Raw genomic sequence first — 22,372 nt, 5'->3', positions numbered from 1 at the left:
CGGCCGGTGGTCACACCACCTCGGTGACGGCGACGGGCCGCGGACTCAGGACGCCGAGGTAGACGGCTTCGGTACCGGCCGCCACCTGGTCCCAGCCGTACCTGGCCAGTACCCGGCGGCGGCCCGCGGCGCCGCAGGCGGCCCGCACCGCGCCGTCCAGGAGCAGTTCGCCGACGGCGCGGGCCAGCGCCGCCGGGTCGCGGGGCGGTACCAGCCGCCCGCAGTCCGGGTCGGACACGGTGTCCAGCTGCCCGCCGACGGCGGTGGCCACGACGGGTGTGCCGCAGGCCATGGCCTCCAGCGGCACGATGCCGAACGGCTCGTAGTCCGCCGGGCACAGCACCACGTCGGCGGCGCGCAGCAACTGCGGTACGTCCTCGCACCGCACGCCACCGGTGAAGCTCACCCGGTCCGCGACCCCGGCGGCGCGGGCCAGTTCGCGCAGTCGCCGTACCTCGGGGTCCTGGTCCATCCGGTCCGCAGGCGGTCCCCCGGCGATGACGAGCCGGGCCTCCGGCAGCCGGGCCAGCGCGGCGATGGACACCTCGGCGCCCTTGCGCGGGACGAGCCGGCCGAGCTGGAGGAGCAGCGGGCGCCGCGCGCCGTGGTCGGCGGCCGGCCCGTCGGGCGTGAAGCGCGCCGTGTCGACCCCGCACGGCACCACGTCGATCTTGCTCTCCGTGATGCCCATCCGGCCCAGTTCGGTGACCTCGTCCCGGCAGGTGGCGATCACCCGGTGGCAGCCTTCGCCGACCGCCGTCTCGTCGGTGACGCGGGAGCGCGGACTGGTGTCGGAATCCTGTTGATGGCGCCGCTTGACGGTGCCCAGGGCGTGGTACGTGTGGGCCAGCGGCAGCCCCAGCGCGCGGGTCGCCCGCAGCGCGGCGAGGCCGGACATCCAGAAGTGGGAGTGGACCACGTCCGGCGCCCGTTCCCGCCACTGTGCGGCGAGGTGGTCGCCGAAGGCCGGCATGTACGGCAGCAGCGCGTCCTTGGGCACGTGCCGCGGCGGTCCGGCAGGGACGTGCCGGACCCGTACGCCGGGCCGCAGTACGACCTCGTCCGGCGGTTCGGGGGAGTCGCGCCGGGTGTACACGGTCACCCGGTGCCCCCGGTCGGCCAGCGCGCCGGCCAGGCGCGCGACATGGACGTTCTGGCCGCCCGCGTCGATGCCGCCGAGGACCGCCAGCGGACTGGCGTGCTCGGAGACGAGCGCGACGGACAGGCGCGGGACCGTGCCGGGCGAGGTCATGCGGACACCTCCGTAAGGACGCGCTCCCAGTCGTGCAGGAAGCGCTTGAGCCCGTACCGCTCCAGCGCCGCCTGGCGGGCCCGCGCGCCGTCCTCGGCCGCCGCGTCGGGGTCCTCCAGGTACGTCCGGGCGGCCTGGGCCAGGGTCTCGGGCCGGTTGGAGAGCGTGCCGGTGCCGGGCAGCACCGCTTCGGCGGCCTCGGTGGTGGCCAGGGCGACCACCGGCATCCCCAGATGCATGGCCTCCAGGAGCGACAGGCCGAGTGAGGTCCAGCGCACCGGGTGCAGGTAGAAGCGGCGCTGCGCCATCGCCTCGTGCAGTTCGGCCTGCGGGAGGTCGGCCGTGCGGCAGCGGTCCGGGGGCAGGCCCAGGTGCGCGGCGAGCCCGTCGGTGCGCATGCCGAAGACGTCCAGCGGGGCGGCTTCGGCCAGTGCGGGCAGCAGGTCGGTGCCGACCGTACGGCCGCGGCGGACCGGCTCGTTGGTGACGACGGCGGCGCGCGCGAGTCGGCCGGTGTACTGATGGCCGGGGTCGACGATGCCGTGCTCGATCACTTCCGTACGGGTGCCGCCGCTGTCCCAGAACAGCCGGTTGAAGTGGGTGACGTGCACCAGGACCAGGTCGTCGCGGTCGGCGCACGGATGACGGGTGTGCGGTACGTCGCCGTCCGGCGCGTTGTGCTCCAGGTAGACGGCGGGCACGTCCCGGCCGGGGCGGCGCCCGCCCAGCCAGCGTTCGGCCAGTTCGGCCTCGTGCGGCCGTTGCAGCACGACGAGGTCGACGGGGGCGTGCCGCAGCTCCGCGGGGGTCTTCTCGATCACCGAGTCGGGCCAGGGGAAGGTACGGGCCCGGCCCAGCCCGTCGGGTCCGCGGTCCGGGGTGACCGGCACCAGGTAGGTGTGCGGTCCCTGGACGAACGCGGTCGTCCAGGACCCGTGGACATGCCAGAGCAGGATGTTCATACAGTCGCACCTCGTTCGGTGTCGGTCGCGGTCCGGGAGGCCCGTGCGGCGGGCCGGGCGCCGTCCTTCGGCGGCTCCGGTGGCCGGCCGGGGCCGGTCAGCCGGGACACGGCCGCGAGCAGCGCGGTGTCGCTGACCGTGTCGAGACAGGGGTGGCCGGGCACCGGGCACCGCCGGGCACGGCTGCCCGCGCACGGCGCCTCCTGGTCGCCGAGCAGGACGTGCGGCACCCCGTACGGCGCCCACAGCAGCGCGGGGACCACCGGCGCGAACAGGCAGACGACCGGCGTCCCCACGGCCGCGGCCAGGTGCGCGGGCCCGGTGTTGCCGACGACCACCGCCCGTGCGCGGGCCAGCACCCCGGCGAGCTGGTGGGCGTCGGTGCGCCCGCCGAGGTCCAGTGCGTGGCCGCCCGCGACGGCGGCGGTGAGCTCCCGTTCGCCGGGGCCGCCGGTGACGATCACCCGGTGCCCCGCCGCGCTCAGCGCGCCCGCCGCCCGGGTCGCCCGCGCCGCGCTCCAGGCGCGGGCCGGCACGGCGGCGCCCGGGTGCAGCACCACGTACGGGTCGCCGCCGGTCAGCGGCGTGGTGTCGGGCGGCGGGAGGACGCCCAGGGCGCCGTCGTCGTCCGGCGGCAGGGCGAATCCGGCGTCCCGCGCGAGGTCCAGCGCGGCTTCGGCCTCGTGCCGTTCCGGTCTGCGGTGGTGCCGCAGGTCCAGCAGGGCGCCGGGGTAGTCCACGCTGTCCGCCGCGATCCAGCCGATCCCGGCCAGCTTGAGCAGCAGTGCGGCGGGCAGCGGGCTCTGGTGGTACGACACGAGCACCAGCGCCCGGTCGAACCGGCCCGCCGCGAGGGTGTCCACCAGCGCCTCCGTGACCTGCCGGTCCACCGGCGCGGGCCGCAGGCCCACCCACGGCGCGTCGTGCACGATCACTTCGTCCACGCCGGGCAGCAGCCGCGCCGCGCGCTCACCCAACGGGCCGCACAGCAGCGCCGTGTACGAGGAGCCTGCCGCCACGGCGCGTACCGCCGGACCGGCCAGCAGCACGTCGCCCGCGCTGTCCAGCCGCACGACGAGGGTGCGCGGAGCCGTGCTCATACGGCGGCCTCCCTGCCACCCGGGCCGTACAACAACAGGCGTACGGCGCCGGGCAGATCACGGGCATACTCCGGCGCCGCCGCGATCTCCTCCGCGCGCGTCACCGGCGTCGGTACGAGCACCCCGCGCGCGCCGGCGGACCGCGCCGCGTCCACGTCCGCGCCGATGTCGCCGACCACGGCGGTACGCGCGGGGGAGACGCCGAGGAACGCGCAGGCCGCGAGGACCAGTCCGGGAGCGGGCTTGCGGCAGCCGCAGCCGTCCCCGGGCCCGTGCGGACACACCGCCCAGACGCCGAACGGCCCGAGCACCTCCTCGACTTTCTGCCGTACGGCCGCGACCTGCGCGCCACTCAGCAGGCCGCGCGCGACGCCGGACTGGTTGCTCACCACGCCCACCGCGAGACCGCGAGCCCGTACGGCGTCCACTGCCGCGCGCGCTCCCGGCATCGGTTCCACCAGCGCCGGGTCGCTGTTGTACGGCACGTCAGCCACCAGCGTCCCGTCCCGGTCGAAGAGCACCGCTTCCAACGGGCCTGTGGCGCCGGTCGGCGGCGGCCCAGCGGCCGCCGGTACCGGCATCCGCGCCGGGACACTCCGCCCCGGCGCGTACAGCCACAGACGCCCGCGCTCCTCGTGGTCCGCCGCCTGAGCAGCCACAGCTGTGGCCCCTTGGCCCCTGGCCGCGCCCACGGGTTACACCCGCTCCGGAACCGGCCGCGGCTCGGCCACCGGCACGGCGGGCGCGGGCCGGACACTCACCGGCGCCACCCGGCGGTGCCGCACCAGCCCGCGCAGCCAGTGCCCGGCGGCGGCCGACGGGATGAGCGCGCTGGTCACCGCCATCGTCACCACCTCGTCCCGGGTACGGGGCCCCGGCGCGATCCGCGCCCACGCGAACTCCGCCGTCCCGGCCAGCCACAGCCCGGCCAGCGCCAGCGCCGCCCGGCGCCGCCCGGCCGCGGCGCAGCCCAGCGAGGCCCCGGCCGCCGCCGTCACCACCAGGTGCCACGGCAGCCGGCCGCGCGGCGCGTCCGCGTGGTGCCACCAGTCCCGGCCGTGCTTACGGGTCATCAGGACGTCGTCGGCGTTGCCCGCCTGGAGCCGTACGGAGACCCAGCGGCCGGCCGGCCGCACCGGATGCGTGGTGCGGCGGGTGCCGGCCGCCAGCGACCAGCCGGCCGCCAGGACCCGCAGCGCCAGGTCGGCGTCCTCCCGGAAGGCGCGCCGGAACCGCTCGTCGAAGCCGTCCACGGACTCCAGCGCGTCCCGCCGGTACGCCATGTCCGCGGTGATCCACTTGGCGGTGGCCAGCCCGGCCGTGTTGCGCTCCCAGTCCGTGGACCGGCGATCGGCGGGCACCGGTACGGCGATGCGCGCGGTGATCCCGGCCGTACGCGGTGACGCGGCGGCGAGATCGGCCGCCAGGTCCGTACCCCAGGTGGGGCCGGGCACCACGTCGTCGTCGAGGAAGACCACCCACGGCGTGGCGTCCGCCGCCCGCCAGCCGGTGTTGCGGGCCGCCGCCGGCCCGCGTGCGCAGCCCGGCACGGTCTTCGTCCGGTCCCGCAGTCCTTCGGGGATCTCGACCGGCAGCGGCGTGCAGTCGTCCAGCGGCCGGTCGTCCACCAGCACCACCTGGAGCGGCGGCGGACCCTCGGCCTCGGCCAGCGCCCGCAGGCACGCCGTCAGGCTGGGCCGCCCGAGGGTGGGGATCACCACCGTGTGGTCGGCGGCGGTCGGCGAGGTCATCGGACCGCCCCCTCACCGCTGCCCGCGACCGGTGCCTGCACGGGCCGCGCCAGCCGGTCGTACGAGGCGGGCGCCACCTCCTCCTCGATCCCGGCCGGGAAGGACAGCACCTCGGCGCGGTGCGCCGACCGGTTCCCGGCGGCGAAGAACGCGTCCCGCCGTACCGCGAACGGCCCGATGGCCAGCAGGTCGACGGGCGTGGAACCGAAGCACTCCAGCGCGTCCCGCGGGTCGTCGACCATCGGACGGCCCGCGGTGTTCAGGCTCGTGTTGACGACGACGGGCAGCCCGGTCAGCCGCTCGAACTCGGCCAGCATCCGGGCCACCAGCGGCTCGTCCTCCCGGTCCACGGTCTGGATGCGGGCGGTGCCGTCCACGTGCACCACGGCCGGGATGCGCTCCCGCCACTCCTTGGCCACGTCGTGCACGAACAGCATGTACGGGCTGGGCAGCTGCCCGTCGAAGATCCGGCCCGCCCGGTCGGCCAGCACCATCGGCGCGACCGGCCGGAACTGCTCACGGCCCTTGACGTCGTTCAGCCGCTCCAGGTTGGCCGAGTGACCGGGGTGCGCCATCAGGGAGCGGTGGCCGAGTGCCCGCGGCCCGTACTCCGAACGCCCCTGGAACCAGGCCACGACGGCGTTCTCCGCCAGCGCCTCGGCGACGGTCGCGGCGATGTCCGCCGGCCGCTCGAAGGGCACGGCGGCGGTCCGCAGCCACGCCTCCAGCTCGGTGTCGGACCAGCCGCGGCCGAGGTCGGCGCCGGGCATCGGCGCGGGCTCCTCACCGCCCTGGGCGCTCAGCAGCAGCGCGCCGCCGAGCGCGGTCCCGGCGTCACCGGCGGCGGGCTGCACCCACACCCGGTCGAACGGCCCCTCGCGCGCGATCCGGGCGTTGGCCACGCAGTTCAGCGCCACCCCGCCGGCCAGCGTCAGCACACTGTCGTGCGTGCGGCCGTGCAGCCAGCGGGCCAGGTCCAGCAGCGTCTCCTCCAGGACGAGCTGGGCGCTGGCCGCGAGGTCGGCGTGCGCCTGGCTCCACGGCTCGTCCGGGCTGCGCGGCACACACAGGTCGCTCCACGGCACGTGCGCGGCGTGGAAGCCGCCGTCACCGGTGGGATACACGTAGCGGCGCAGCTCGGGCAGCATCCGCGGGGTGCCGTACGAGGCGAGTGCCATCACCTTGAACTCGTCGCAGGAGCGCAGGAAGCCGAGGTGCGCGGTCAGCTCCTCGTAGACCAGGCCGAGCGAGTGCGGCAACTCCTGCCCGTACAGCGGCTCCAGCTTGCCCTGGACGCGCTGCGCGGCCAGGTGCGAGGTCGCCTCGCCACGGCCGTCGAGCACGAGCACCGAGGAGTTGTCGGCGTCCGGCGCGCCGAACGCGGCGGAGGCGGCGTGTGCCATGTGGTGCGGGACGTAGCGGACGCGTTGCGGGTCGAGGCCCGGCAGCGCGGCCTTGAGGAACCCGGGGGCCTCGCGCGCATACGTCAGGCGCAGGTGGTCCCAGGGGTCGTCCAGGCCCATCTGGTCGGCGGGCCGGGCCAGTCGGGGGTCGAAGGAGTACGCCACCGCGTCCAGGTCCTCGGGGCGCAGGCCGGCCGTGGCCAGGCACCAGGCGGCGGCCTGGTCGGGTGTCTCCCAGGCGGAAAAGGGCACCGGCCGCTTGCCGTGTTTTCTTCGGGAGAAGCGTTCCTCTTCGGCGGCGGCCACGGTCTGCCCGTCGACGACGAGGGCGGCGGCGGGGTCGTGGAAGAGCGCGTTGATGCCGAGAATGCGCATGGGGTTTCGCTGGCCTTTCGTCGGGATGGACGGCGTCCGGCCCGCCGCCCGGTCTCGGCCGGGACGGCCGCACGCCGCGGGCTCCGGTCCCGGGGCGGCCGGAACCGGAGGCGGTGTCAGTCCCCTTGCCGCTTGCGGAACCACGCGACGGTGCGCGCCAGGCCGTCCCGTGGCGCCACCTCGGGCTCCCACTGGAGCTTGCCGCGGGCCATCGTGATGTCGGGGCAGCGGACCGCGGGGTCGTCGGTGGGCCGCTCGATGTACCGGACCGGGGAGCGGGAGCCGGTCAGTTCGGTGATCAGGTGGGCGAGTTCGAGCATGGTGATCTCGACCGGGTTGCCCAGGTTGACCGGTCCGCGCAGGTCGGAGGCGGCCGCCGCGAGGATGCCGCGGACGGTGTCGTCCACATGGCACAGGGAGCGGGTCTGCAGGCCGTCGCCGGTGACGGTGAGCGGCTCCCCGGCCAGCGCCTGCCGGATGAACGTCGGCACGGCGCGGCCGTCGTGGCCCCGCATCCGCGGCCCGTAGGTGTTGAACAGCCGCACGATGCCGGTGTCGGTGCCGTGGGTGTTCGCCTCGGCCGTGGTCAGCGCTTCCCCGAAACGTTTCGCCTCGTCGTACACGCTCCGCGGGCCGACCGGGTTGACGTTGCCCCAGTAGGTCTCGCTCTGCGGATGCTGCTGCGGGTCGCCGTAGACCTCGGAGGTCGAGGCGAGGACGAAGCGCGCCCCGTGCGTCCGCGCCACGGCGAGGGCGTTGCGCGTGCCGAGGCTGCCGGTGTCCAGCGTGTGCAGGGGCAGCCGCAGGTAGTCGGCGGGGGAGGCCGGGGAGGCGAAGTGCAGGACGAGATCCACTTCGTGCCCGATCCGGAACGGCTCGGTGACATCGGCCTCCACGAACGTGAACCCGGGTATCCCCCGCAACGGGGCGATGTTCTCCGGTGTTCCGGTGCTCAGGTCGTCGACGCAGGTGACGCGGGCGCCCTGGGCCAGCAGTGCGGTGCACAGGTGGGAACCGACGAAACCCGCGCCGCCGGTCACCACGGCGTGTTTCCAGTTCCGGGAAAGAGCGGCGTTCATGGGACTCCCTCGACTAGGGGTTTGCCCCGAATCGGGTGCCTCGCCTGCTTCAGGAGAAACGTCACGCTAGGCGACACTGCGGGCTGTCCTGCCATGTCTTATGGTGAAAAGTCACTCTATCGCCACCCCCTGTCTCCCACCGGCCGCCTCCGGGCCGCGAGCCCACCGCCGCCCCGGCGGCACCGCGTACGGAGCCGGGCACTTCTCCCGCACACCCCGGCAGCAACTACCGCCCCACAGTCACCCGTACGGCCGGGCCAGGCACCGCAGCAGCCCGTCGAGCAGCCCGCCACCGTCCGGCCGGACCGTGTGCCGCGCCGCCCGGGCCCGGCCCCGCTCCGACAGGCACCAGGCCAGCAGCCGGTCCAACTCGGCCGCGCCCGCCTGCTCGCAGCGCAGTACCGCGGGCCAGCCCAGCGCCGCCGCCTGGGCGCTCACCTTCGCGCCGCCCTCGACGGGATCCACGGCGAGCGCCGGGGTGCCCGCCCGCAGCGCCAGGACCAGGCCGTGCAGCCGGGTGGTCACCACCACGTCCAGCCGGGCCAGTACGGCGTGCAGTTCGTCCGGCGTCGCGGGCAGCCGCCAGTCGCGCGAGTCCAGGCGGGTGTCCATCGGCAGACGCGCCGCCTCGACCGTGCCCAGCCAGTCCGTCAGTACGTCGCCGACCTCGGTGTGCCGGCGGCGGACACCGTACTCGTGCTGCCCGTCGGTCAGGACGACGCCGACGAGCGGCAGACCGGACGCCGCCGGAGCCCGCAGGCTCAGATCCCGTGCCCCGGCCGGCTGCCCGGCGGCGTCACGGGCCAGCACGTCGTCGAAGCGGGTCACCGCCGGATCGTCCGGATCGGGTACGGACACGCCGACGGCGACCCGGCGGCACCCCGCGAACCGGTCGTGCAGCGCGAGCAGCGGACTCGGCCCGCCGTCCGGCGGGGGACGGGAGTGCACCGGGCCGCAGGCGAAGACGAGATCGGTGTACCGGGCGGGATCGGCGCGGTCCAGATGCAGCGCGTCCGGCCGGAACACCGGCGACCAGGCAGTGTCGTACGCGATCCCGGCACCGTCCAGCGCGGCCTCCACCGCCTCGGCCGCGAGCATGTCGCCGGCCGTCACCTCGCCGTGCAGAAAGCTGAACCAGCCGGTGAGCAGGACCCGCGGGGGGCGGCCCCCGGTCACAGCGCCGCCCGCACGGAAGCCCCGGCGGCACCGCGCGCTCCGCGCCCCCTCACAGCACCGGCGCCGCGACCGGCCGCTCCGGTACGCGTACGGGCCCGGGCAGCCGCGCCACGGCCGTCAGCACCTCCGCCGCGGTGATCCGCAGCAGCCGCCCGTCCGGCTGGTCGCCGTGCGCGTCCCCGGGGCGGGCCCGGTCCAGGTGGTCCGGGTGCCACAGCACCTGGTGCCGGGGCACCCGGGGCGGGCCCCACAGCCGCGGCGCCACCGGGCCGAAGAGCACCACGGACGGCGTGCCGAGGGCGCTGGCCAGATGCGCGAGTCCGGTGTCGCCCACGATCACCGCACGGGCTCCGGCGACCAGCGCCGCCAGCTCCCCGAACGGCACGTCCGCCGCGCCCCCCAGTACAGCCGACGACGGCAGCCCCGCCTGCGCAGCGACCTGCCGGGCGAGCGGCCCCTCGCCGGCGCCCGCGGTGACGACGACCCGGCGCCCCGCCCGGTGCAGCGCGTGCGCCACCGCGGCGAACCGTTCCGGCGGCCAGCGGCGCGCCCCGGCGTCCGCCCCCGGGTGCACCACGACCGCGCCCGGCGCGGGGGAGGGCTCCGAGGGCGCCCCGACGCGCAGGTCCTCCGGGTCCGCCGGAATGCCGTACCAGGTCAGCAGACGGCACCAGCGGCTGCGCTCGTGCTCGTCCTCGCGCCAGACCGGGCCCGCGATCCGCGGGGTGGCCGGATGCGCGTACGCGAGCAACCGCGCCGGGCGCAGCGCTTGCAGCGGCAGGTGGCTGGCGGGCCCATTGCCGTGCAGGTCCACGGCGACGGCAGGCGGCGGACCGGTCCACCCGATGGCCTGCGGCACCTCACGGGCGGGCGCCGACGCGGGGAGTAGCCGGTCGACCACGCCCGTGGCCAGGGCGGCCTCCTCAAGACGGCGGGGCGCCGCCAGCACCAGTTCATGCAGCGGATGGGCGGTGCGCAGGGCCCGCAGGGCGGGCACCGCCGTCAGCAGATCCCCGAGGCCGAGCGCCCTGAGCACCAGGATGCGAGGCCGGTCGGGCGAACGGAGCGGATCACGGGGGCGGGTGCGGGCCGGGGCCATACGGGTGCCTCCTCGGGGCTGTACGGGTGCCTCCTCGGCATCCCTGCGTGCCCCATCGACGCCGGGCCCCCGGCGCGGGGCGGTACGGGGCAGCGCGGGCCCACCTCCAGGGCACGCATCGCTGCATCCCAATGTGCGGGCGGCGGGGGCGGGGCGCGACCGGGGGAGCCTTCCGTCGGTTGCGGGACATTCGGAGCCGCTGGATGTCCGTCCTCCGATAAGGCGACGGGTACGGGTACGTACCCGTAAACTACTCAAGGGAAAGGAGCACGACGATGTCTGACGCCAACGTCCGGATGCCGGAAGAAGCCAAGGAGCGGCTGGCCGCCATAGCTGCTGGCGAAGGGTTGTCGCTGCGGGCTTACCTGGCCCGTCTCGCCGACACCCTGAAGACTCCGCAGGAGCGGGCCGAACAGGCTGAACAGGCCCGGGCGGCATTGCAGCAGTGGACGGGGTACGCCCCGAGCCGGGACGAACAGCAGGGCTTGGACGCTGAACTCGACCGACGTCTGGCCCGTGCGGTCGGCCGGTGAGCGAGCCGATGCACATCATCCTCGACGACACGGCGATGGCCGCAGCCGGCCAGGGCAACGTCCTCGCCTCGCGGCTGATCCACCGGGCTCACGCCGAGGCGGACTGGTTCCTCTACGCCCCAGCGTGCGCGCTGGTCGAAGCTGACCGGGCCCGCCCCGGAACGGCGGAACACCTTGCTGCCCTGCCCGGCATCACCGTCCTGGACCTGGACCTTCCGGCGGTCTTGGCCGTGGCGCGGGAGAAGGCGTGGGCAACGGCTCATGTCCAGCACGCCGCTCAACCCACCCCTGACCGCCCCGGCGGAGCGGTTGTTGCCACGGCCCTGCCCAAGCAGTGGCACGGTCGCCCAGTCCGCGTCCTCGATCTCGCCCCCTGATCCGGGCGCCGCTCTGGTCTCGGCTGTTCGGTCCCGGCTCGGTCCCGGCTCGGTCCCGGCTCGGTCCCGGCTCGGTCCCGGCTCGGTTCGGTCCCGGCTCGGTTCAGGGGTGCGGGCTTCGATCCGGCTACGTCTGGGTAAGCCCCCGGTGGGGGAATGCGAGCGCTCGCCCCGTAGGGCGGGCGGCTCGGCCCTGCTCGGCCCCGGCTGGGTTCGAGCGCGCGGGCTTCGGCGTGGCTACGTCTGGGTAGGCCCCCGGTGGGGGAATGCGAGCGCTCGCCCCGTAGGGCGGGCGGCCCGGCCCTGCTCGGCCCCGGCTGGGTTCGAGCGCGCGGGCTTCGGCGTGGCTACGTCTGGGTAGGCCCCCGGTGGGGGAATGTGAGCGCTTGCCCCGTAGGGCGAGCGGCTCAGCCCCGGCCCCGGTCGGGTCCCGGCTCGGTTCGGGCGCGCGAGTCCCGGTCCCGGCCCGGCCAACATCCGGGCGCGACGCCCTCCGCCCCGGCTTCGCCGGCCTCCCCGGCTCCGGTCTCGCCGACCCGTAGGCCCCGACCTCCCCGTCTCTCCGGTCTCCCGCCGACCCGTCGGCCCAGACCACCCCCGCCCCGACCTCCCCTGTGAGCAACCCCACCCACCCCCTGGACCCCTTGCGGCACACGGGATCCAGGGGTCTCGCGCGCGTCCACGGCGCGACTGCTTCCCGGCCGGGTGTTCCCCCGGTCGGGAAGCGTCTGTGAAGATGGCACATTGCTGCGCCTGAGAGGGTCCGTCGCCACGGACCGGGAGAGGCCGGCATTCCGACCGAATCGGTGCCCACGCCGCACGCAGTCGTGCCCCGTGCCCGCCGAGCCGCGCTCCGAGCCTGCTGGGCTCTTCACGAAGTTTCTGCCGCTGTGTCTTCTGCGTCTTCTTCCGTCCGTTCCGCTGCCCGTGTCCCGGCGCAGGCGGACTCCCACGAAACGATTCCCGCACCGGAAACTCCCGAAACAGTCGAAACCGAAAAAAATGTGCGTCGGCGTGCCGGTGGCTTCCGGTACCTCCTGGGCCGCAAGGCCAAGGGCGACGGCGGCGACCACGCGCCGTGGCGCTCCCTGCGGTACCGCAGCATGCGCTGGTGGTCGGTGGCGAACCTGGTGTCCAACGTCGGCACCTGGATGCAGCTCACCGTGCAGAACCTGCTGGTGCTCCAGCTCACCGGCTCCGCGGCGGCCACCGGTCTGTCGCTGTCCGTGCAGGCCGGTCCCGGGCTGGTCATGGGCCTGTTCGGCGGTGCCGCCGTGGACCGCTGGCCGCGCAAGCTCACCGCCGGGCTGAGCCAGGCCGTACTGGGCCTGGTCGCCTTCACGACCGCGGCCCTGGTTGCGACCGGCCAGCTCAACTACGGACTGCTGATGGTGCTCGCCGCCGTCACCGGTCTGATCGCCACGATCGACGGACCCGCCACCGCCCTGCTCGGCAACGACCTCGTGCGCCGGGAGGACGTGCCCTCCGCCATCGCGGTCGGCTCGCTGGTGCACAGTGTCGGGCGCCTCGGCGGTACGGGCCTGGCCGGTGTCGCCGTCGGCTTCCTGGGCACCGGTGCCGCCTACGCGGCCAACGGGGTGTCCTTCCTGTTCGTCGCGGCCGTCATCCCGTTCCTGCGGCCGGTCAGCGAGGCGTTGCGGGCGCCCGCGAAGCCCTCGCAGGCCACCGAGAAGGCCGTGGAGGCCGTGGGCGCTCCGGAGGAGGAGATCGGCGACCGGGCCAGGGACGGGCTGGCGTTCTTCATGCGCCGCCCGCGCCTGGTCGCGCTGGCCGCCATCACCGGGCTGAGCGCGATCTTCGGCCGTAACTACCAGCTGACCCTGGCCGTCCTGGTCACCGGCCCGCTGGCGGCGGGCGCCGGAGCGTTCGGCACCGTCTCCTCGGTGCTGGCGGCGGGCGGCATCGTCGGCGCGATCCTCGCGGCCCGGCTGCGCAACCCGTCGGTCAAGCTCGTCGGCGCGCTGGCCGCCGCCGGTGCGCTGCTCCAGGTCTTCGCCGGGCTGTCGCCGTCGCTGATCGTCCTGCTCGTCCTGGTGCTGCCCATGTCGGTGGTCGAGTCGGTCTCCGACACGGCCGGTACGACGGTGCTCCAGACGGACCCGCCCGCGAACATGCGGGGCCGGGTGCTGGGCGTGTGGCGCAGCGCGAGCACGGTGTGGGGCCTGGTGGCGCCGCCGCTGCTCGGTCTCCTGATGGAGGTGGCCGGTGCCCGGGGCGCCCTGGTGGCCGGCGGCCTGATCATCGCCGTGGCGATCGGCGCCGGCGCCCTGCTGCGCTCCCGCCGGCAGATCGCCTGGCTGGCACCGGCGCCCGCCCCCGCCGTGGCGGCGGACTACCGGTCGGTGGCCTGAGGGACGCTCCGGGGGCCGGCGGGACGGATGCCCCGCCGGCCCCCGGAGGCTTTCACCGGTCCCGCGGGACGCCGCTCGCCGGGTCCCGGCTCACCGGCCCTTGAAGACGGCCTTCTCCACCTCGGCAGGGTTCTCGTAGCTCTTGCTGGGGATGTGGGAAATCTTGTCCTTCATCTGGCTGCCCGCGTGATTGCCCTCGGCGCAGGAGACCAGGTCGTCCTTGCTCGCCGGGTAGTGCGCGCCCTTGAGCGCCTTCTGGAGCTCGATCGGGTTGGTGTCGCTCATGGGTCCTCCGCTTGACGGGGGTGGGGTGTGCCGTCCGGCGGGCTGCCGGACGGCCGCCCCTCCAGTACCCGGGCATTAGTGGATTAATCGGACAGGTGTCCTGTGTGGGGAAACCCCGTCCCCTCGCCGCGCCACGCCGCCCACCAGCCCTCTTGCCGTCGCCCGGGCGGCTCCCCGGGGTTTGCCGTGATCCCGGCGGGTACTCGCGTGCCTCGCCGGACAGCGAGCGGCGAGGAGGATCCCCTGGTGAGTCAGAAGAACATCTTTGTGATCGGCCTGGAGGCGGCCAACCTGCCCGCCCTGCACGACGTTCCCGACGCGGACCGGTACCGCTTCCACCCGCTGCTCACCGTCAAGGAACTCCAGGTCGGCGAGGTCTCCGTACCCGGCCTCCTGGACAAGGCCCAGCAGCTGCTGGACTCCTTCGACGGCAGCATCGACGCCATCGTCGGTTACTGGGACTTCCCGGTCAGCACCCTCGTACCGATCCTGAGCGAGCGCTACGGCACCCGCAGCACCAGCCTGGAATCGGTCGTCAAGTGCGAGCACAAGTACTGGAGCCGGCTGGAGCAGGAGAAGGCCGTCGACACCCACCCGCGCTTCGGCCGGGTCGACCTCCACGCGGACCCGCCGAACCCGCCCGAGGGCGTCGCATTCCCCATGTGGCTCAAGCCCGCCCTCGCCTACTCCTCGGAACTGGCCTACGGCGTCCGGGACGAGACGGAGTTCCACGCGGCCGTCGAGAAGATCCGCAAGGGCATCGGCCGCGTCGGCCAGCCCTTCGAGTACATCCTCGACCGCCTCGACCTCCCCTCGGAGATGGCGGGCGTCGGCGGGCAGGTCTGCCTGGCGGAGGAGGCGCTGTCCGGCATCCAGGTCGCGGTCGAGGGCTACGTGCACGACGGCGAGGTCACGGTCTACGGCGTCCTGGACTCCATCGACTACCCCGGCAGTTCGTCCTTCCTGCGCCACCAGTACCCCTCGACGCTGCCCGAGACCGTGCTGCACCGGCTGCGCGACGCCTCCACCCGCGTGATGCGGCAGATCGGGATGCAGGAGGCCACGTTCAGCATCGAGTACTTCTACGACCCGCACACCGACGACATCAACGTGCTGGAGGTCAACCCCCGGCACTCCCAGTCGCACGCCGAACTCTTCCAGTACGTCGACGGCGCCCCCAACCACCACGCCATGCTGCGCCTCGCCCTCGGCGAGGACCCGTCGATGCCGCACCGCGAGGGCCGCTACCGGACGGCCGCCAAGTGGTACTACCGCTGGTTCGCCGACGGCGTCGCCTGCGCGGTGCCCTCCCAGGAGGAGATCGAGCGCATCGAGCGCGAGATCCCGGGCACGCGCATCCACGTGATTCCCGAGCCGGGCCAGCACCTGTCGGACATGGAGCAGCAGGACAGCTACAGCTTCGAACTGGCCCATGTCTTCACCGGGGGCGACAGTGAAGAGGAGCTGCGCGAGAAGTACGACCACTGCGTGGCGGCCCTGAACCTGGCCTTCGAGAAGGCCGGGCCCGCCGACGGGGACGGCTGAACCGGTCCGCCCGGCCGCACGACAGCGCCGACCGCACGACAGCGAGGAGAAGGTCGCCCCATGCGTTTCGTCAGCAATCTGCCCTGCGCGACGACGGAGGAGGACCATGTCACGATCCCCGTCTCCGACGGCACCCGCCTGTCGGCGCGCATCTGGCGTCCCACGGCGTCCGACGAGGAACCGGTGCCGGCGGTGCTGGAGTACATCCCGTACCGCAAAGGCGACCTGACCGCCGTACGCGACTCCATCCACCACCCCTACATCGCCGGCCACGGCTACGCCTGCGTCCGCGTCGACCTGCGCGGCACCGGCGAGTCGGAGGGCGTCCTGAAGGACGAGTACCTGGAGCAGGAACAGGCCGACGCCGAGGACGTCCTCGCCTGGCTGGCCGACCAGCCCTGGTGCGACGGGAACACCGGCATGATGGGCCTGTCCTGGGGCGCCTTCGCCGCCCTCCAGGTCGCCGCCCGGCAGCCCGAGAGCCTGCGCGCCATCGTCATCGCGTCCTTCACCGACGACCGGTACGCCGACGACATGCACTACATGGGCGGCCAGCTGCTCTCCGACAACCTCGCCGAGGCGGGCACCATGTTCGCCTACGCCACCTGCCCGCCCGACCCGGCCGTGGTCGGCGGCCGCTGGCGCGGGATGTGGCGCGAACGCCTGGAGCACACCGAACCGTGGGCCCTGAACTGGCTGCGCCACCAGCGCCGCGACGACTACTGGCGGCACGCCTCGGTCTGCGAGGACTACCGCTCCGTACGCTGCCCGGTCCTCGCCTCCAGCGGCTGGGCCGACGGCTACTCCAACGCCGTGACCCGGCTGCTGGGCAACCTCGACGTACCGCGCAAGGGCCTGATCGGCCCCTGGTCGCACAAGTTCCCCCATCTGGGTGAGCCCGGGCCCGCGATCGGCTACCTCCAGGAAGTCGTGCGCTGGTGGGACCACTGGCTCAAGGGCGCCGACAACGGCGTCATGGACGGCCCGATGCTCAGCGCCTGGATGCAGGACAGCGTGCCGCCGTCCACGTCCTACGAGACCCGGCCGGGCCGCTGGGTCGGCGAGCCGGACTGGCCTTCCCCGCACGTCCGCTCCGTATCCCGCCCGCTCTTCCGGCACCGCATCGGCGCCGACGGCGAGGAGTGCGGCGACCGGAACTGCGGCACGCTGACCGTCCAGTCACCGCTGTCCGTCGGCCAGTTCGCCGGCAAGTGGGCCTCCTACAACGCGCCGCCGGACCTGCCGTACGACCAGCGCGAGGAGGACGGCGGCTCGCTGGTCTTCGACAGCGACCGGCTCACCGAGCGCGTCGAGATCCTCGGCTCGCCCACCGTCGAACTCGACCTGTCGGTCAGCGAACCGGTCGCCATGGTCGCCGCCCGCCTGACCGACGTGGCCCCCGACGGCCGGGCCACCCGCGTCACCTACGGCGTGCTCAACCTCGCCCACCACGAGACGGTCGGCGAGCCCGAGCCCCTGGAGCCCGGCCGGCGCTACCGCGCCACCGTCCAGCTCAACGGCGTCGCCCAGGCGTTCCCGCCCGGCCACCGCATCCGGCTGTCGCTGTCCACCTCGTACTGGCCGCTGGCCTGGCCGCCGCCCCGGCCCGCCACGCTCAGCGTCCACGAGGGCAGCAGCACCCTGACCCTGCCGGTCCGGCCCACCACCGAACCGGACCGGCTGCCGCCGCGCCCGTTCGGCGAGCCGGAGGGCGCCCGGCCGCTCACTGTCACCCAGCTGACCCCGCCGGAGGAGCGCTGGGACGTCAAGCGGGACCTGGTCGGCTACACCTCCGAGCTTGAGATCGTCAAGGACCGGGGGCTGGCGCGCCTGGAGGACACCGGCATGGAGGTCGGGCGGCGCGCCTACGAGCGCTACACCACCGTCGCCGACGACTTCACCTCCGCCACCGGCGAGACCCTGTGGACCATGCGCTTCCGGCGCGGCGACTGGGACGTCCGGGTCGTCACCCACCAGAAACTGCGCTGCTCCGAGAAGGAGTTCCACATCGACGCCACCCTGGACGGCTACGAGAACGACCACCGCGTCTTCTCCCGCACCTGGAACGAGACGCTGCCGCGCGACTGCCTGTGAGGACACGGACGGCAGCGCGGCGCGACTGCCCGCGCGGACACGCACGCGGCCGTGCGACGCGACTGCCACGGAGAGGAGCTACGGTCGGCCCGTGCGCCTGCTGCTGACGTCCGACACCCACCTGCCCAAACGCGCCAAGGCCCTGCCACCGGAGCTGCTGGAGCAGGTGGCGCGCGCCGACGTGGTCGTACACGCCGGGGACTGGGTGGACACCGCCACCCTGGACCTGCTGGAGGAACGCTCCCGCAGACTCCTCGGCGTGTACGGCAACAACGACGGCCCGGACCTGCGCGCCCGCCTGCCGGAGGTGGCGTACGCCGAACTCGGCGGGCTCCGCTGGGGCGTGGTGCACGAAACCGGCCAGAAGCAGGGCCGTGAACGCCGCTGCGCCCAGCAGTACCCGGACCTCGACGTGCTCGTCTTCGGCCACAGCCACATCCCCTGGGACACCACGACGGAGGACGGCCGCCTGCGCCTGCTCAACCCGGGCTCACCGACCGATCGCCGACGGCAGCCGTACTGCACGTACATGACGGCGTGGGCGGCGGAGGGGCGGCTCAGCGAGGTGGAGCTGCATCGGCTGCCGTTGCGTCGCGCGACGTCATTTTCCCAGGGAGACCCAGCACGCCGTTGATTCCTGGGACCGCAAAACCGTCATCAGTGTCTCCACGGTAGGAGAGCTCTTCGGCTCGAAGGCGCTGGTCATGATGAGCAGCAGGCCGCCGTGCCGTTGCACCAGCGTGACATGTTCCTTGAGGGCAGGAGCCCACCAGGCCTCGAATACAACCGATACCGCCACTTCGCCTTCTCTGACGAAAGCCCGTGCAGGGGAATCTGGTGTGCGAGCCGGAAAGCCGGCTTGAAGAGGTCGAAGGCGAAGAGGGGCGCACAGGGGTGACTGCGGGCCGTACCTGGCGGTCGGCGTCCAGACCTGATCCTCCAGGATCAGATGAGCCGCCTCCAAAGCGGGGTTCACAACTAGGGCTGGAACCAGCTGTCCATCCGCCGGTACCGCGGCGGTGAACGCCTCCCAACTCACTCCTGCTTCCTTCGCGACGGTCACGAGGGCGGATTCATTCCACCGCGGGTACCTGCACAGTCCGAAGTGGAACAGCCTTGCGTCTGCAGTTGTGTACTGGTCGTCCACGTACAGCGCGGGCACACCGTCCTGCAGGGGGTATCCGCAGTCCAGACAGTCTCCGGCCCATAGGATCCGCATTAGGTGGTGAATGCCCTCGTCGCCGAGCTTGTTTCGAGTATCCAGACTCATGGCGAGATGCCGCAGACCGGGGTGACCGGCCGGAGCGTCGGCGACGTGCCAGTCCACCGAGCAGCCTTTGGAACGGGCCTGGTTCCACCACTCCTCGCCTGCCTGGACGTCACCGAAAGAGTAAGCGGTCACTCCGGCCATCAGATAGCCGACTGGCTCCCCCAGTCGGCCTTGCGTGACCGCCGCGTTGTACGCCTTGGACACGTAGGCATTCGCCGCTTCGTGGTTCTCCTTGCGCAAAAGGACGCCGGCGTACGACAACGCCGCGTAGGGAACCGCCGCGCCGTCGGCCGCGATACGCAAGGCCGCCACCGCTTCTTCCGACTGCCACTGCGAGGACAGCCAGTCGGAATACAGCAGTGCGCTCCCGGGGTCACCGGCCTCGGTTCCGCGTTTCCACAGGTTCGTCGCTTCCTCTCGGTTCCCCAGCTTTTCATGGACCAGGCCGAGGGCGCCAATAGACGACAGTTCACCGCGCTCGATGGCCAGTGTGTACCAGTCGCGTGCACTCGCCAGATCACCCCGCATGACATACAGCGCACCCATGTTGTGCGCTCCAGTCGGATCACCGAGTTCCGAGGCGCGGCGGAAGTACGTCGCAGCTTTCTCGTGGTCGTTCTCCGCGGTCAGGAGAGCCCCGAGGTTGACCAGGGCCTCACGGTCGTCTACGGCCACGAGCGGACGCAGCACGTCCTTCGCGGTGTTCGGATGTCCGGCGACCCTAGCCACCGTCGACACCACTACGCGACGTGCGTCCTCCACGATGCGTAGGGCCTCGGCCCACACTTCCGCTGGCAGATCGTTCGGCCGGGACCGGCGTGCGACATGGGACACCAGGTAGTCGCACGGCTTCCACGTCCCGCCCCGGCCGGGTACCAGCGGACTGGTCACGCCCAGCACGACCCGCCCCGCCCAGCGCCACGCCTCGTCCAGTCCTTCCGGCCGCAGCGCGGGACCGCCCGCCTGGTCGAGGTAATGCTCGTGCAGACGCTCCACAGCGTCGGGCGGCAGGGCGGAGTCAACGCCGGTGCGTACGAGGTCGATCGCGGCGGCGACGAGCGCGGCTCCTCGCGGGTTGCCTCTCACCCGGGAAGCGGAGCGCCACAGCGTGAGCACCTGTGGGCCTGCCGCGAGATATTCGGCCACTCCATAGGCCCTGTCGGACCTCAACGCCTCTACGATACGCGGATCAGTGCTGTGGGAAGCGCTCCGCCGTTCGCTGTCGCACCAGATGCGTTCAAGGGGGAGGCGCTGTGCCCTGCGGAGTATCCGGGCCGGAGAAGAGGGAAGCCGGGGGTCGGTGCCCCGGGTCAGGAGTGGTGTGTCCTTGTCATCGGTGTAGTGCTCGTAGAACTCCGTACGCAGTGTGGCGAGGACCAAGACCCGGCGGCGGACCAGCCTGTCGAGCAGCGACAGGGTCAGTCCGTCGGAGCGCAGGTAGTCCTGCAGGTCGTCGAGCCATACGATCCTGTCTTCGCCGCCGGTGAAGGAGGGGAGCGCGGACAACCCCGCATCGGGGTCGGGCATGCAGACCAGCCGTTCCCCCAGCTTTCGGCACATACTCTCGAAAAGGGAGCGGGTCTTCCCCGCCGCCGAATCGCCCGTCAGCAGGAGCATGCCGCCGGAGTCGGCCAGTGCGTCGAGATGCGCGTCCAACTGGGCGTCGACGGCGCGGCCTACGTACTCGACCACTTGCGAATGGCCTGGAGCCTCTGGTGCAGGGTGAATTCCAAATCCCATCGGATCGGCTTCCCGGACCGGCTGCCAGATGAATTCGAAAGAGTCAGGCGGTGGTTGAGCAGCTTCCGCTACCGGTCTGACGGCATCCACCAACTCCGGCCGCGCCCCGACCGCTTCCCACACCGCCCGCTCGAACGAGGGATCGCCGACCAGGACGGAGACCGGTACCGCTTCGACGCGGGCGTGCCCCCACTGCACAGGGTCGCCGCACACCACGCCGATCAGGTGCTCCCCGGCGAAGAGGCCGGCTCCCGACATCCCTTGCCACGGCGACGAAGAGGAGCCATCCACGCTGGGCGGAGGGGAATGGGCGCTGTCCAAGACGTAACGGCCACGCAAGAGCGAGGAGCCGGGCTTCAAAGTTCCGACGATCTGCTCGGTGTCCGGCCGCTTTCCCTCCCCGAGGGAAATCCGGGGGTAGCCGATCGCCTCACAGTTCTCCCAAGAAGCCAGGCCCGCAACCCTGCCCCACATGACACCGGATATCGGGCATGTCGCCGGGTCAGCCACCAGGTCGTCGGCGGTTTCCAGTAACGCGGCGTCACACGACGCGTCCCGACGGCGCCACAAAAGCCGGCCGTGCTGGACGCCCGTACCGCCCGGAACGGCGACGCGGGCGTCCTCCGTCCCGTCGAAAAGATGGGCCGAGGTCAGAACCAGCCGCGAGGTGAGCAGGAATCCGCTGCCCTGCCGGGCCGCCTGCACCATGGCGACACGCTCGGCGGACCGGGCGCTCATGCACGGTGCCCTTCGAGCGGGGCGCTGAAAACCTCCATGCTCACGTCGTCCTGATGACCGATCTCCACCGGTCTGCCGTCCCGGGAGTCCTTCGGTTTCAGTTTCACGGCCACCTTGTGGGTGGAGGTGCGGGCCGCTCCCGCCTGCACGTCACCGGACACGACCCAAGCCTTGAACCCGGCCTTGGCATGCGCGTCGCGGCGCAGTTCGACGGCGAACTCCAGGTCAATTTCCTCGACCTCGAACCTGATGGGCTGCCCGTCCGACGCATCCACGGCGGACATGAGCTGATCCCTCAGCCCTTGCACAGCCGCGGTGAGTTCCACGTTCTCCAGAGGGCCCTTTGTGCCCATACCTTCCCCCGCTCCGACAGCCCGGGCGGCCGTCGCCATCACAAGTCCGTGGCAGCGAACGTAGCATTCGGAGCCGCCAGGCGCGGCCAGTACGGGAGGTCATGCTGCCAGGGCCCGCAACTCCCCTCCCAGCGCCTCGTCGTACCGCCGCACCAACAGCCCCGCCACCTCCGGCGCCGGACCCAGGACCCCGGCGAGGATGTCGGCCCCCGCCTCCTCGGCGCCGTCCGCGATGCGGTCCGGGAGGCGGCCGGGGGCGATCACGTACGGGGCCACCGCCACCCGTTCGGCGCCCTCGGCGCGCAGGGCCCGTACGGCGTCGGCCGTGCGGGGGAGGGAGGCGGAGGCGAACGCAGGCCGCACGGCGTACCAACCGGTGGTACACCGCCACTCCCGCGCGATTTCAGCGATCACTGCGATCGCCTCCGGGTCGGAGGAGCCCGCCGAGGCCAGCACGACCCCGGTCGAGCGCCGGTCGCCGGGCCGCAGCCCGGCTTCGTACAGCCGTCGTTCCAGGGCGGCTGTGAGGAGGGGGGAGGGGCCGAGGACATCGGCCTGGTGGACGGCGAGTCCGGGCAGCCGCGCGCCGGCCTCCCGCAGCACCGCCGGGATGTCCGTCTTGGCGTGGAAGGCGCGGGTGAGCAGCAGCGGCAGGGCCACCACCTCCCGTACGCCGTCCGACGCCAGCCGCTCCAGTGCTCGCGGCACGCCCGGCGCGTTGAAGTCGAGGAAGGCCACCTCGACGCGGAGGCCGGGCCGCTGGGCCTGGACCCGCGTGCGGAGCGCGGTGACGGTCGCGGCATGCCGCGGGTCGCGGCTTCCGTGGGCGACTACGAGAAGGGCGGGGCGGGCGGGGCGGTTGTCCACG

Annotated in this window: 19 protein-coding genes; 6 read left to right on the top strand and 13 right to left on the bottom strand. The window is 73.2% G+C overall.

Annotated features, from left to right (window positions below; translation table 11 throughout):
• Nucleotides 1-10: 10 nt before the first annotated feature.
• The 9 genes from JXZ78_RS06980 to JXZ78_RS06940 all read right to left on the bottom strand — a co-directional run bounded on the left by JXZ78_RS06980 (nucleotide 11) and on the right by JXZ78_RS06940 (nucleotide 10,197).
• Nucleotides 11-1,252, bottom strand: coding sequence for a glycosyltransferase (locus JXZ78_RS06980; protein WP_030018876.1), 1,242 nt, complete (start codon nucleotides 1,250-1,252; stop codon nucleotides 11-13).
• Nucleotides 1,249-2,214, bottom strand: coding sequence for a glycosyltransferase (locus JXZ78_RS06975; RefSeq protein WP_030018875.1), 966 nt, complete (start codon nucleotides 2,212-2,214; stop codon nucleotides 1,249-1,251). Before JXZ78_RS06975 ends, JXZ78_RS06980 begins: the two co-directional genes overlap by 4 nt.
• Nucleotides 2,211-3,314 (bottom strand): glycosyltransferase family 9 protein, encoded by a 1,104-nt coding sequence (locus JXZ78_RS06970; RefSeq protein ID WP_033037300.1) that lies wholly within the window; start codon nucleotides 3,312-3,314, stop codon nucleotides 2,211-2,213. The genes JXZ78_RS06975 and JXZ78_RS06970 overlap by 4 nt, the downstream gene beginning before the upstream one ends.
• The gene (locus tag JXZ78_RS06965; protein ID WP_372498403.1) at nucleotides 3,311-3,973 is read right to left on the bottom strand and encodes a D-glycero-alpha-D-manno-heptose-1,7-bisphosphate 7-phosphatase; all 663 of its coding nucleotides are present in this window, start codon (nucleotides 3,971-3,973) and stop codon (nucleotides 3,311-3,313) included. Before JXZ78_RS06965 ends, JXZ78_RS06970 begins: the two co-directional genes overlap by 4 nt.
• A gap of 36 nt (nucleotides 3,974-4,009) precedes the next feature.
• Complete coding sequence (locus JXZ78_RS06960; RefSeq protein ID WP_030018872.1) at nucleotides 4,010-5,065, bottom strand: glycosyltransferase family 2 protein; 1,056 nt, start codon at nucleotides 5,063-5,065, stop codon at nucleotides 4,010-4,012.
• Nucleotides 5,062-6,843 (bottom strand): carbamoyltransferase family protein, encoded by a 1,782-nt coding sequence (locus JXZ78_RS06955; RefSeq protein ID WP_033037298.1) that lies wholly within the window; start codon nucleotides 6,841-6,843, stop codon nucleotides 5,062-5,064. Before JXZ78_RS06955 ends, JXZ78_RS06960 begins: the two co-directional genes overlap by 4 nt.
• Before the next feature lie 116 nt (nucleotides 6,844-6,959).
• On the bottom strand, nucleotides 6,960-7,922 hold the full coding sequence (locus tag JXZ78_RS06950) for a UDP-glucuronic acid decarboxylase family protein (protein WP_030018870.1): 963 nt from the start codon (nucleotides 7,920-7,922) through the stop codon (nucleotides 6,960-6,962).
• Nucleotides 7,923-8,162: 240 nt separating this feature from the next.
• On the bottom strand, nucleotides 8,163-9,020 hold the full coding sequence (locus JXZ78_RS06945; RefSeq protein ID WP_050502233.1) for a polysaccharide pyruvyl transferase family protein: 858 nt from the start codon (nucleotides 9,018-9,020) through the stop codon (nucleotides 8,163-8,165).
• Nucleotides 9,021-9,147: 127 nt separating this feature from the next.
• Complete coding sequence (locus JXZ78_RS06940; RefSeq protein ID WP_050502226.1) at nucleotides 9,148-10,197, bottom strand: glycosyltransferase family 9 protein; 1,050 nt, start codon at nucleotides 10,195-10,197, stop codon at nucleotides 9,148-9,150.
• Between the two features lie 275 nt (nucleotides 10,198-10,472).
• On the opposite strand from JXZ78_RS06940, the gene JXZ78_RS06935 reads away from it, so the two are divergent.
• The 3 genes from JXZ78_RS06935 (at nucleotide 10,473) to JXZ78_RS06925 (ending at nucleotide 13,479) form a co-directional block, all read left to right on the top strand.
• Nucleotides 10,473-10,730: a hypothetical protein gene (locus tag JXZ78_RS06935; RefSeq protein WP_030018867.1), complete on the top strand. Its 258-nt coding sequence runs from the start codon at nucleotides 10,473-10,475 to the stop codon at nucleotides 10,728-10,730.
• An 8-nt stretch (nucleotides 10,731-10,738) separates the two neighbouring features.
• Complete coding sequence (locus JXZ78_RS06930; RefSeq protein WP_033037318.1) at nucleotides 10,739-11,107, top strand: PIN domain-containing protein; 369 nt, start codon at nucleotides 10,739-10,741, stop codon at nucleotides 11,105-11,107.
• A gap of 1,103 nt (nucleotides 11,108-12,210) precedes the next feature.
• A complete protein-coding gene (locus JXZ78_RS06925; RefSeq protein WP_050502232.1) occupies nucleotides 12,211-13,479 on the top strand; it encodes an MFS transporter in 1,269 nt (422 codons plus the stop codon).
• A gap of 90 nt (nucleotides 13,480-13,569) precedes the next feature.
• Here the strand turns inward: JXZ78_RS06925 and JXZ78_RS06920 are convergent, their stop codons facing one another.
• Entirely contained in the window at nucleotides 13,570-13,764 is a 195-nt protein-coding gene (locus JXZ78_RS06920; protein WP_030018864.1) for a DUF2795 domain-containing protein, read from the bottom strand.
• 246 nt (nucleotides 13,765-14,010) lie between these two features.
• Between JXZ78_RS06920 and JXZ78_RS06915 the strand changes: the two genes are divergently transcribed.
• The 3 genes from JXZ78_RS06915 (at nucleotide 14,011) to JXZ78_RS06905 (ending at nucleotide 18,037) form a co-directional block, all read left to right on the top strand.
• Nucleotides 14,011-15,309: an ATP-grasp domain-containing protein gene (locus tag JXZ78_RS06915; protein ID WP_030018863.1), complete on the top strand. Its 1,299-nt coding sequence runs from the start codon at nucleotides 14,011-14,013 to the stop codon at nucleotides 15,307-15,309.
• 60 nt (nucleotides 15,310-15,369) lie between these two features.
• On the top strand, nucleotides 15,370-17,403 hold the full coding sequence (locus tag JXZ78_RS06910) for a CocE/NonD family hydrolase (protein ID WP_030018862.1): 2,034 nt from the start codon (nucleotides 15,370-15,372) through the stop codon (nucleotides 17,401-17,403).
• Nucleotides 17,404-17,494: 91 nt separating this feature from the next.
• Nucleotides 17,495-18,037, top strand: a complete 543-nt coding sequence (locus JXZ78_RS06905) for a metallophosphoesterase family protein (RefSeq protein WP_030018861.1) — start codon at nucleotides 17,495-17,497, stop codon at nucleotides 18,035-18,037.
• Here JXZ78_RS06905 and JXZ78_RS06900 read toward each other — a convergent pair.
• From JXZ78_RS06900 to JXZ78_RS06890, 3 genes are all read right to left on the bottom strand, one after another.
• On the bottom strand, nucleotides 18,005-21,121 hold the full coding sequence (locus JXZ78_RS06900; protein ID WP_238782719.1) for a tetratricopeptide repeat protein: 3,117 nt from the start codon (nucleotides 21,119-21,121) through the stop codon (nucleotides 18,005-18,007). The two genes, JXZ78_RS06905 and JXZ78_RS06900, sit on opposite strands and share 33 nt — an antisense overlap.
• A gap of 26 nt (nucleotides 21,122-21,147) precedes the next feature.
• Nucleotides 21,148-21,477 carry a trypco2 family protein gene (locus JXZ78_RS06895; protein ID WP_238782718.1) on the bottom strand — a complete coding sequence of 110 codons (330 nt, stop codon included), beginning with the start codon at nucleotides 21,475-21,477 and terminating at the stop codon, nucleotides 21,148-21,150.
• A gap of 126 nt (nucleotides 21,478-21,603) precedes the next feature.
• The gene (locus JXZ78_RS06890; protein ID WP_030018858.1) at nucleotides 21,604-22,371 is read right to left on the bottom strand and encodes a sirohydrochlorin chelatase; all 768 of its coding nucleotides are present in this window, start codon (nucleotides 22,369-22,371) and stop codon (nucleotides 21,604-21,606) included.
• Between the last annotated feature and the right edge of the window lies 1 nt (nucleotide 22,372).

Source organism: Streptomyces monomycini (genome assembly GCF_022271435.1).
Classification (GTDB): Bacteria; Actinomycetota; Actinomycetes; order Streptomycetales; family Streptomycetaceae; genus Streptomyces; species Streptomyces monomycini.
This window is presented reverse-complemented; position numbering and strand designations above follow the sequence as displayed.